The sequence below is a fragment of the Sphingomonas sp. Sph1(2015) genome (genome assembly GCF_001970915.1).
GTDB lineage: Bacteria > Pseudomonadota > Alphaproteobacteria > Sphingomonadales > Sphingomonadaceae > Sphingomonas > Sphingomonas parapaucimobilis.
In genome coordinates, this window is record NZ_MQUI01000093.1 from 1 (window position 1) to 3,670 (window position 3,670).

A 3,670-nucleotide genomic window follows, 5' to 3' on the forward strand; every position below is an offset into this window, starting at 1 on the left:
GCGCAGACGCGAAAGATTCTGTTTGTCAGTCTAGTGCCGACGCGGCCATTGTTGCTTCAGGCGATGCGAGCAAACGACACCGCCACATTTGCAGGGCTGATCATCAAGCGTTCCGGCGCGCCGAGCTCAATCGGCGGTCGGGAACGGGAACATGGGGAAGGACGCCTGAGAGCCACTCATCAAGGGAGCATCAGATGATCAGACATACCACGTCAGCTGGCGCGATCGCGTTCGCGCTGCTTGCTGCCGGTACCGCGCACGCGGCGGAGCCTGTCGCGACGACAACTGCGGCGACAACGACCCTGCCGCAAGCGGAGGCGGCGCAGGACGCGTCGGCATCGGCCGGCACTGCCGCCTCCGCGGATCCCAGCGACGACATCGTCGTGCTCGGTACGCGACGCACCGATCGCACGCTGGCCAACTCGCCATCACCGGTCGACGTCATCAGCGCGGCCGAACTGACGACACAGCCGTCGGCGAACATGATCGACCAGCTGAAGAACATCGTGCCCTCGTTCTACGCCGGGCAGAACTCGATCTCCGACGCGTCCACCTTCGTGCGCTCGCCGTCGCTGCGCGGGTTGGCGGGCGATCAGGTGCTCGTCATGCTGAACGGCAAGCGCTACAATCGCGCGGCGCTGGTGCAGGTCTACGGCGGCAGCGATACCGGGCTCGGGCGCGGTGCGCAGGGTCCGGACATCTCCGCCATCCCCTCGCTCGCGATCGGCAGCCTGCAGGTGCTGCGCGAAGGTGCCACCGCGCAATATGGCTCTGACGCGATCGCCGGCGTGCTGAACTACGGTCTGCGCGAAGATCAGGGGATCGAGATCGTCGGCCGGGCGGGCCAGTACTACGCGGGTGACGGCGAGAGCTACCAGATCGCCGGCAACGCCGGCCTCAAAGGCACTTGGGGCTTCATCAGCGCAACCGCCGAATACGTCGACGAGGGCCAGACCAGCCGCGGTGTCACGCGACCGTCGGCGGCCAATTTCGCGCAGAACTTCCCCGCGCTCGCGTCGCAACTGCCGAACTTTCCCGGACCGGTGCAGATCTGGGGCAATTCGCCCATGCACGGGTTCAAATCGGTGGTGAACGCCGCGATCAACGTCACCGACAACAGCAAGCTCTACGCGTTCGGCAATTACGCCGAGAGTAAGGGCAACCAGAGCTTCAACTACCGCGCTCCCGTATCGAGCACCGCGGTCGACACCAATGGCGTGGTGCGCAACCAGGGCGCGAACGGCGCCTTCAACAACACCTTCTTCCTGACGCCGTGTCCAACCGGCAACGCTACTTGCCCTGCAGGCGGCTTCGTGCGCGACACCAACACCTTCCGTTTCGCCAACCTCTATCCGGCAGGCTTCACGCCGCGCTTCGTCGGCAAGTCGCAAGAGATCTACGGCGTAGTCGGCTACAAGGGGACGAGCGGCGACTTCAGCTACGACTTGTCGGGCACCTGGGCGCGAAACAAGCTGGCGCTGTCGATGTACAGCTCGGCCAACTTCTCCTTCGGTCCCGCGACCCAGACCAGTTTCGACTTCGGCGATCTGATCCAGAAGGAAGTGAACGCCAACGCCGACTTCACCTATGCCGCTGACCTCGGGCTCGCAGCGCCACTGACGATCTCGTTCGGTGGTGAATTCCGCAAGGAAACCTACGAGCAGACTGCCGGAGACGAGCAATCCTATGCCGCCGGTCCTTACGCGGTCGCGCAGCGGCTCTACACGCAGACCGCGCCCGGCGTGTACGCCTTCTCCGGCACGACCGCCGCGCAGGGTGTCGGTGCGAGCGGCTATGCCGGCACCAGCCCGCAGACAGCGGGCAAGTTCAGCCAGAAAGCCTATGGCCTGTACGTCGGGCTCGAGACCGATCTGACCGAAGCGCTGACGGTCGGTGCAGCCGGCCGCTACGAGCATTATAACACCTTCGGCGACGCCTGGGTCGGTAAGGTCAACGCGCTCTACAAATTCGCTGACGCCTTCTCTGTCCGCGGCAGCATCGGCACCGGCTTCCACGCGCCTTCGCCCGGTCAATCCAACGTCTCGATTGTGACGACCTCGTTCAACAACGGCGTCGCATTCCAGAGCGGCACCTACCCGACCAACACCGCAGTGGCGCAATATTACGGCGCGAGCGATCTGACGCCGGAGAAGTCGACCAACTACGGCGCTGGCTTCATCCTGGAACCGGTCGCCAACATGACGATCACGGTTGACGGCTATCAGATCGATCTGCGCAACCGCATCGGCCTCACCTCGCCGTTCATCGTCACCGCGGCCGATCTCGCCGCGCAGCCCGCTCTGCTCCCAGTCGGCGTCGGCGGGCAGGTGCAATATTTCACCAACGGGTTCAAGACGCGCACCCGCGGCATCGATGTCGTCGGCACCTGGCGCACGACGCTGAGCGAAGCACTGCTCAACTTTTCGATCGCGTACAATTACAATGATACCAAGGTCGTCGACTACAACACGCGGATCATCAGCGCGGCGCAGCTGATCGATGCGGAGAATTTAGCACCCAAGCACCGTGTGGTATTCAATGGCAATTGGTCGCTCGACAACCTGAGCTTCAACGTGCGCGAGAACTATTATAGCTCGTTCACCAGTGCGCAGGATTACGGTCAGACCAACGGCGTGCCTAATCAGCGTTTCGGCGGCAAGTTCACCACCGACCTCGAGCTGAGCTATACCTTTGCCGACCATTTCACGCTGGCAGTCGGTGCGCAGAATTTCACCGACGAACGGCCCGATCGGCTCGCTCCGACCGCGACCGTGCAGATCTATCCGCTAACCGGCGGGACCTCTGATGGTCAGGTATACCCGCGAAATGGCGGCCCCTTCGGATTCAACGGCGGCTTCTACTATACGCGTCTGCGCGTGAAGTACTGACAAGCAGCGGTGAGGCGGATCGGTCCGTCTCACCGCTTCTCATGGGACAAGACGTGAAGCTTACTCCACGCACCGCCACGATCGACGATCTGGACGCCCTCAAGATCACGATCCGCCGCGCCATCGACCAGCTGCAATCAGGTTTTCTGACACCTGATCAGATCCGTGCCAGCCATCAGGTAATGGGTTTGGACACGCAACTGCTGCGGGATGGTACCTACTTCATGCTGCTCGACGGGGACACGATCGCGGGCTGTGGCGGGTGGAGTTACCGCAAGACGCTGTTCGGAGGAGACGCGAGCATCGTGGCCCGAGAGCCCGAACGCCTCGATCCGGCGATCGATGCGGCGCGGATCCGTGCGATGTACACTGACCCTGGCTATGTTCGGCGCGGCCTCGGCCGCATGATCTTAGACTTGTGCGAGAGCGCCGCGCGCACCGCCGGTTTCGTTCGCTCAGAGATGATGGCTACGCTGGCGGGGGAGCCGCTCTACACGGCGTGCGGATACCGGCGACTGGAGGCGCCGATCGCTGCAGCAGCAGCAGATGGCGTGTCGGTACCGCTAGTCCGGATGGGCAAGTCACTGCAGTGATGTCGCAAAATAGCGACATACGAGACGCTCGGAACTCAGGACTTTGGCGACACGACCCCAGTCCCATAACCCCGTCGCCAGGTGTCCATTTCGAGAAAGCGCAATCGGGAACAGGTTTTGGGAAATGGTGCCGCCCGAGAGGTGAAGTGCCCTCCCTCACCTTCTGTGATCCTGGCTGGGGTTCCCAAT

Annotated in this window: 3 protein-coding genes; all 3 read left to right on the forward strand. The window is 63.0% G+C overall.

Going from position 1 to position 3,670, the window contains the following annotated elements; translation table 11 throughout:
• On the forward strand, positions 1-198 hold a 198-nt coding region (locus BSZ14_RS19940), incomplete at its 5' end, for a hypothetical protein (protein WP_206744350.1).
• Complete coding sequence (locus BSZ14_RS18560; protein ID WP_007406879.1) at positions 195-2,888, forward strand: TonB-dependent receptor plug domain-containing protein; 2,694 nt, start codon at positions 195-197, stop codon at positions 2,886-2,888. The genes BSZ14_RS19940 and BSZ14_RS18560, both read left to right, overlap by 4 nt.
• A gap of 41 nt (positions 2,889-2,929) precedes the next feature.
• Positions 2,930-3,481 (forward strand): GNAT family N-acetyltransferase, encoded by a 552-nt coding sequence (locus BSZ14_RS18565; RefSeq protein WP_010408831.1) that lies wholly within the window; start codon positions 2,930-2,932, stop codon positions 3,479-3,481.
• Positions 3,482-3,670 lie beyond the last annotated feature (189 nt).

Excerpts from the sequence above, each read along its gene's own strand:
- BSZ14_RS18560 (WP_007406879.1), top strand. The coding sequence starts at position 195 with ATGATCAGACATACCACGTCAGCTGGCGCGATCGCGTTCGCGCTGCTT.
- BSZ14_RS18565 (WP_010408831.1), top strand. The coding sequence starts at position 2,930 with ATGGGACAAGACGTGAAGCTTACTCCACGCACCGCCACGATCGACGAT.